Consider the following 7,115-nt stretch of genomic DNA (forward strand, 5'->3'; position numbering starts at 1 on the left):
GTGAACCGTAATCCGTCAATCCTAAATTCTAAATCCTAAATCAGGAGTCCTCCATGTCCACCCCCACCACACTATTTGAGCTGTTGGCGTCAGGCGCCGACGACGCCATCGCCCTGACCGCGCCAGACCGGCTGCCCCTGACTTACAGCGCCCTGCGCCAGCACGTGCGGCAAACCATCGCCGCCCTAAACGCCCTGGGCATTGGCCGGGATGATCGCGTCGCCATCGTCCTGCCCAACGGGCCGGAGATGGCCTCGGCCTTCATCGCTGTCGCCGCCGCCGCCACCGCCGCGCCGCTTAACCCCGCCTACCAGCAAAACGAATACGCCTTTTACATGGCCGATCTACAGACCAAAGCGCTGCTCGTCGCCCAGGGCAGCCGCTCAACGGCCGTTCCCGCCGCCCAAGAACGAAACATCCCCATCCTGGAACTCGTCGCCGCCGCGGATGATCCGGCCGGCCGCTTCACCATCCACAGCAGCCTGCCGCCCACGCCGGCCGCCCAGCCTGGCCCCGCCCAGCCCGACGACGTAGCCCTGATCTTGCACACGTCGGGAACCACCTCGCGCCCCAAAATTGTGCCGCTGCTCCAGCGCAACGTCTGCGCCTCGGCGGCCAACATCCGCGACACCCTGGCCCTGACCCCTGCCGACCACTGCCTCAACGTCATGCCGCTGTTTCACATCCACGGGTTGATGGCCGCCTTGCTGGCCTCGCTGCACGCCGGGGCCAGCGTCTGCTGCACGCCCGGCTTCAACGCCCTGCAATTCTTCGCCTGGCTAGACGCCGAAAAACCAACCTGGTATACGGCCGTACCCACCATGCACCAGGCTCTCCTCAGCCGCGCCGCTCGCAACCAGGCCATCCTCCAGGCCGCCAATTTGCGCTTCGTCCGCTCCTCGTCCGCCTCGCTGCCGCCGCAAGTCATGGCCGAACTAGAAGCCACCTTCCGCGCTCCGGTTGTCGAAGCCTACGGCATGACCGAAGCCGCACACCAGATGACCAGCAACCCACTGCCGCCGCGCCCGCGCAAGCCGGGCAGCGTCGGCATCCCCTTCGGGCTGGATGTGGCGATTATGGACAAAACGGGCCGCCTGCTGCCGCCCAACACCCCCGGCGAAGTGGTCATTCGTGGGCGCAGCGTCACGCCCGGCTACGAAAACAACCCCACCGCCAACGCCGAAAACTTCACCGCTGGCTGGTTCCGCACCGGCGACCAGGGCGTACAAGACGCCGACGGCTACCTGATGATTACCGGCCGCCTCAAAGAAATCATCAATCGCGGCGGCGAAAAAATCTCCCCGCGCGAGGTGGATGAAGTGCTGCTGGACCATCCGGCGGTGCAGCAGGCTGTCACCTTCGCCATGCCCCATGCCAAACTGGGCGAAGAAGTGGCCGCGGCCGTGGTGCTGCGCGACGGCGCTGCGGCGACCGAACGCGACATCCGCGACTTTGCCGCCGAACGGCTGGCCCCCTTCAAAGTGCCGCGTAAGCTGCTGATCCTGAGCGAAATTCCCAAAGGCCCAACCGGCAAATTGCAGCGTATCGGCCTGGCGGAAAAGCTGGGGTTGGTCTGATGCGCGTCTGCATTTATGGCGCCGGGGCCATCGGCGGCTACCTGGGCGTGCATCTGGCGCTGGCCGGGGCGGACGTGACGTTGATTGCGCGTGGGGCGCATCTGGCAGCGATGCAGGCCAACGGCGTGCGCCTGCTCGGCAGCAGCGCGGAACAGATCGCCTATCCGCGCTGCACGGACGACCCCACGGCCGTTGGTGAGCAAGATTTTGTGATTGTGACCTTAAAAGCGCCCTCCGTACCGGGGGTGGTGGGGCTGATGCAGCCGCTGTTGGGGAAAGATACGGCCGTGGTAACGGCCGTCAACGGCATCCCCTGGTGGTACTTTTACGGCCTGGACGGCCCCTGGCGCGACCACCAACTAGCCAGCGTAGACCCCGGCGGCGTGCAGTGGCAGGGCATTGGGCCAGGGCGGGCCATCGGCTGCGTCGTCTATCCGGCGACGGAAGTGGTCGCCCCCGGCGTCATCCGCCATGTCAGCGGCGACCGTTTCAGCCTGGGCGAACCCACCGGCGCAAAGACGGCGCGGGTGACGGCGCTCAGCGACCTGTTCCGTGCCGCCGGGCTGAAAGCGCCGGTTCGCGCCCACATCCGCAACGACATTTGGGTGAAGCTGTGGGGCAATCTGTCGTTTAATCCGGTCAGCGCCCTCACCGGTGGCACGCTGGAGGCCATCGCCACCGACCCCGGCGCGCAGGCAGTGGTGCGGGCGATGATGCTGGAAGCGCAGACCATCGGCGAAAAGCTGGGCGCGCGTTTTGGCATGGACGTGGAACAACGCATCGCCGGCGCAGCGGCCGTCGGCGCGCACAAAACCTCCATGCTGCAAGATTTAGAACGGGGCCGGCCGATGGAAATAGACGCATTGGTAACAGTGGTGCAAGAACTCGGCCGATTGGTGGCCGTGCCCACGCCCACCATAGACATCATCCTCGCCCTGGTGCAGCAGCGCGCCCGCCTGGCCGGCTGCTATTGATTGGTATGCGGTGTTCAGTGTTCGGTGTTCAGTGAGTGTTTTCCAGGGGCAGCGCCGACTGAACACTGGTTACTGAAAACTGGTCTATTGTTACAATTTCAGGCGGCGCAGGCGGAGGGAGTTGCTGACGACGCTGACGCTGGAGAAGGCCATCGCGCCGGCGGCCAGAATGGGGTGGAGCTGACGCAGAAAATCCGGCGCCCAATCAAACGGGGCCAGAATCCCGGCGGCGATGGGGATGAGCGCGGTGTTATACCCAAACGCCCAGACGAGATTCTCTTTAATGTTGCGCATAGTCATTTTGGACAGCTTAATCGCCTGCGGCACGCTGCGCAAATCACCACGCATCAGGGTCACGTCGGCCGTTTCCATGGCTACGTCTGTGCCTGTGCCAATCGCCAGGCCCACGTTGGCCTGGGCCAGGGCGGGGGCGTCGTTGATGCCATCGCCGACCATACCCACCACAAAGCCTTCATCTTGCAGCTTTTTGACGTGGTTGGCCTTGTCGCCGGGCAGCACTTCGGCGAATACTCGGTCAATGCCCACTTCCGCGGCGATGGCCTGGGCGGTGGCTTCGTTATCGCCGGTCATCATGACCACCGTCAGGCCCAGAGCGTGCATCGCCTGAACGGCTTCTTTGGAGCCATCTTTGATGGTGTCGGCGACGCCGATGAGGGCGCTGGCACGGCCGTCCAGGGCCAGCCACATCGCCGTTTTCGCTTCGGCTTGCAGGGTTTGCGCCTGGGCTTCCAGGCCATTCAGGGACACGGCTTCCCGCTGCATCAGGCGCAGATTGCCCAACAGCACATCACGGCCGTCTACCTGGGCGCGAATGCCAAAACCAGCAATCCCTTCAAAATGGGTTGGTTGACTGAGAGACAGCCCTTGTTCATTGGCCGCCCGCACAATCGCCTCGCCCAACGGATGCTCGGAGCCGCGCTCGGCGCTGGCGGCCAGGCGGAGGAATTCGGAGTGCGGAGTGCGGAGTGCGGAATCAGAAATAATCACGTCGGTGACGGAGGGTTGGCCGCGCGTAATGGTGCCGGTTTTGTCCAGCACAATGGCGTTGAGTTTGTGGGCCTGTTCCAGGGCGGCGCTGTTTTTGAAGAGGATGCCGTGTTCGGCGCCTTTGCCCACGCCGACCATGATGGAGGTAGGTGTTGCCAGCCCCATGGCGCAAGGACAGGCGATGACCAACACGGCCGTCAGCCGGATCAATGCCGCCACAAAATCGCCCGTCGCCACATACCAGATGATGAAGGTGAGGACGGCCGTAACCAGCACAAACGGCACAAAATAAGCCGCCACCTGGTCTACCACCCGCTGGATTGGCGCTTTAGACCCCTGCGCCTGTTCCACCAGCTTGATGATCTGGGCCAGCGCCGTCTCTTTGCCCACCTTGGTGGCCTCGAAGCGGATCAGTCCCTGCCTGTTAATGGTCGCGCCGATGATGGCATCGCCAATGGTTTTGTCTACCGGCAGGCTTTCACCGCTGATCATGCTCTCGTCGAAGGTGGAACGGCCGTCTACCACCACGCCATCCACCGGCGCTTTCTCGCCCGGCCGCACAATCACCAGATCGCCCGGCATCACCTCGGCGATAGGGATGTCTAGCTCCATAGTATCGCGCACCACGCGCGCCGTTTTGGCTTGCAGGCCGATAAGCTTCTTGATCGCCTCGCTGGTGCGCCCTTTGGCCCGCGCTTCCATCAGCTTGCCCAGGACGATGAGGCTGATGATCATCGCCGAGGTCTCGAAGTAGACATGGTGGCCGAGGGCGTGTGTGCCCAGCGTCAGGCCGATGAGAACGGCGACGCTGTAGAAATAGGCCACCGATGACCCCATGGCCACCAACACGTCCATGTTGGCGCTGCGGTTGCCCAGGCTCTTGTAGGCCCCCACGTAATAATCCCAACCGACGTAAAACTGCACCGGCGTCGCCAGGGCAAAAAAGAGCCAGTTGACCCAGTTGGCCTGCGCCCAATCGCCCAACAGGCCAAAATCGCGGCTCATGCTGAACAAAAACAGCGGCACGGAAAAGAGGAGGCCGACCAGCAGACGGCGCTCCTGGTGCTTCACTTCGGCTTCGCGGGCGGCGGCTTCGGCGTCTTGGAGGGAGTCATCGGGGGCAGACGGGTCGGCCACGGCCGTCACCACATCATACCCGGCGCGGCGCACGGCGGCCACCAGATCGCCGCGTGTGGCTGCGCCGGGGGTGTAGCGCACCGTCGCTTTTTCGCTGGCGTAGTTCACTTCCGCCGAAAGCACGCCATCGACTTTGTTCAGGCGGCGTTCGATGGTGTTGGCGCAGTTGGTGCAGGTCATGCCCAGGAGGGGGAGTTCGGCGACGGCCGTTGGCACGCCGTAACCCGCTTTTTCGATGCGGGCGATCACCTGCGCCGTCACCTCTTGCGGCTTCACCAGCGCCGGATCGTAGGTAAACGTCACTTTTTCGCTGGCGTAATTCACCGTTGCCGCGGCGACGCCATCCACTTTTTTGGCGCTGCGTTCCACCGCCGCCACGCAGTTGGCGCAAGTCATGCCCACCACGGGCAGCGTAATTTGTTTTGGTTCGGACATGGGGTAGACGATAGTGGTTAGTTGGGAGTTGTTAGTTGATAGTGGAGAACCGACCTATCAACTAATAACTCCCAACTCCCAACTATCAACTAATCTGAATCAACCCTTCGGGTGGGTAGTTGATTTCTTGCAGCAGCGATTGAATCTGGGGCCAGCGTTTTGCTTTCCATGAGATGTCTCCTTAAAAAGTTTATCGCCTGTTTCAGGTATCACTTTTTCCCGGTCACTTCAAAGACCTGGGTGATTTCTTGCAGCAGACGCTCCCGCTCGGCGGGATCATCGCCGCGAATGGCGGAGGTGACGCAGGTGTGCAGGTGATTATCCAGCATGAGAGTGTTGATTTTTGCCAGGGCGGCCTGCACCGCCTGAATCTGCTGGATAACGTCTATGCAGTAGGCGTCGTCGTTGACCATGCGCTCGATGCCCTTGATGTGCCCGGCGGCGCTGGCCAGCCGTTGGCTGACTGCTTTTTTTGTGCTGTCGTCCATATTGGTTTACCTCGCCATACCCCACCCCGGGGTGGGGGGGGTGAAAATGATTGTAGAGTGGTGGATGGAGTTTGTCAAATGAGTATTGGCTGATTGATTGCCCCGATCAATGGCGGCGGGTGGGGGAAACGGCCGTCACTTGTGCGATTAGCACCGCGGAGACACGGCGATTTATGGCGATAGTGCGGTTCCCCACTATCAACTAACAACTCCCAACTAACCACTATCTCAGACGATTCGTCATTCAGTGGCTAACTGTGTTTTACGGCCGTCTTCGATGCGCAGCAAAACAGGCAAGAAGCAGCAGCCAATGCCCATCAGCAGCGTCACGCTGCCGCCGAAGAGGAACCAGGCGCGCACCCCCAGCCAATCGGCCACTGGCCCGGCGATGATCAGGCCGATGGGCGACATCGCCCCGGCGGCGCTGCCGAGCAGCGTAAACACCCGCCCCTGCATTTCCGGCTCCACAGTGGCCTGGAAGATGGCCTGCACCGGTCCATTCACCAGCGAGTTGGTGGAGCCGATGATAAACGCGGCCACAAACGCCAACCACAGCATATTGGCCGGGGCCAGGCCCATCAGCAATGTGCCCACGCCCATGCCAATCAGCGCCACCAGACTGGTGAGGATGCGCCGTTGGAAGCCGCCCCAAACGCTTAACAACAGGCCGCCGGTCAAGATGCCAAAGCCAAATATCCCTTCTAACACACCCAGGTGCAGCGCCTGGCCGCCAAAATGGCCGGTTACCAGCAGCGGCAACAGGGCAAAGGCAGGGTTGATGACCAAATTGAGGATAACGGCGATGAGCATCAACAGCATCAGGGCCGGCCACGACCAGACATATCGCAGCCCGGCGCGTAAATCGGCGCCAAATTCGCTGTAGAAGGTGGCGGCGCTGGTCGAGGGGGCGCGTTCTGGCTGCGGCACGTGGATGACCAGTAATGAACTCATGGCGATGACGGCCGTTGCCAGATCGATAAACAAAATGCCCTGTAAAGGAAACACGCCCAGCAGCAGCGCCCCCAACGGGGCCGAAGCGATGTTCAGACCGCCATACAACATCTGGTTAAAGCCCTGGATGCGTGTCAGAAACTCTTTGGGGACCATCAGGGTTGTGGATGACTGCATGGCCGGCCAGTGGAACGCGCCGCCCAGAGCGCGGATGAACAGAATGGCAAAAACGTGCCAGGTTTGCGCAGCGCCAGCCCAGAACAGCAGCGCCAGCCCAAAAGTCGCCACCGCCACCAGACCATCGGCCAGCAGCATGGTCATGCGCCGGTTCCAACGGTCCACCAGCACGCCGACGAAGGGGCCAAGAACCACCTGGGGCAACAGTCCGGACAGCGAGGCGAGGGCCAGGGTGGTGGCCGAGCCGGTGGTGGTGGTGAGCCACCAGATGAGGGCGAACTGTACCAGTTGGCTGCCAAACAACGAGGCGGCCTGCCCGCTCCACAAGATGAGGAACGGCTTAAGCGAACGGGTATCGGGCGGCAGCG

General features: G+C 62.4%; 5 protein-coding genes. 2 read left to right on the forward strand and 3 right to left on the reverse strand.

The features are described from left to right. Positions 1 to 53: 53 nt before the first annotated feature. The gene (locus tag IPM39_25580) at positions 54 to 1,577 is read left to right on the forward strand and encodes an AMP-binding protein (GenBank protein ID MBK8989391.1); all 1,524 of its coding nucleotides are present in this window, start codon (positions 54 to 56) and stop codon (positions 1,575 to 1,577) included. Then, complete coding sequence (locus IPM39_25585; GenBank protein MBK8989392.1) at positions 1,577 to 2,551, forward strand: 2-dehydropantoate 2-reductase; 975 nt, start codon at positions 1,577 to 1,579, stop codon at positions 2,549 to 2,551. Before IPM39_25580 ends, IPM39_25585 begins: the two co-directional genes overlap by 1 nt. 90 nt (positions 2,552 to 2,641) lie before the next feature. Here IPM39_25585 and IPM39_25590 read toward each other — a convergent pair whose 3' ends face one another. The 3 genes from IPM39_25590 to IPM39_25600 all read right to left on the reverse strand — a co-directional run. Next, a complete protein-coding gene (locus IPM39_25590) occupies positions 2,642 to 5,131 on the reverse strand; it encodes a copper-translocating P-type ATPase (GenBank protein ID MBK8989393.1) in 2,490 nt (829 codons plus the stop codon). Between the two features lie 209 nt (positions 5,132 to 5,340). Beyond that, on the reverse strand, positions 5,341 to 5,619 hold the full coding sequence (locus IPM39_25595) for a metal-sensitive transcriptional regulator (protein MBK8989394.1): 279 nt from the start codon (positions 5,617 to 5,619) through the stop codon (positions 5,341 to 5,343). Between the two features lie 240 nt (positions 5,620 to 5,859). Continuing rightward, the coding region (locus tag IPM39_25600; protein ID MBK8989395.1) for an MFS transporter at positions 5,860 to 7,115 on the reverse strand (1,256 nt) is incomplete at its 5' end.

Origin of the sequence: Candidatus Leptovillus gracilis, from assembly GCA_016716065.1 — a bacterium.
Classification (GTDB): Bacteria; Chloroflexota; Anaerolineae; order Promineifilales; family Promineifilaceae; genus Leptovillus; species Leptovillus gracilis.

What these genes read in the sequence shown, in the direction of transcription:
- IPM39_25590 (MBK8989393.1), bottom strand. Translation starts at nt 5,131, where the DNA reads ATGTCCGAACCAAAACAAATTACGCTGCCCGTGGTGGGCATGACTTGC.
- IPM39_25595 (MBK8989394.1), bottom strand. Translation starts at nt 5,619, where the DNA reads ATGGACGACAGCACAAAAAAAGCAGTCAGCCAACGGCTGGCCAGCGCC.
- IPM39_25580 (MBK8989391.1), top strand. Translation starts at nt 54, where the DNA reads ATGTCCACCCCCACCACACTATTTGAGCTGTTGGCGTCAGGCGCCGAC.
- IPM39_25585 (MBK8989392.1), top strand. Translation starts at nt 1,577, where the DNA reads ATGCGCGTCTGCATTTATGGCGCCGGGGCCATCGGCGGCTACCTGGGC.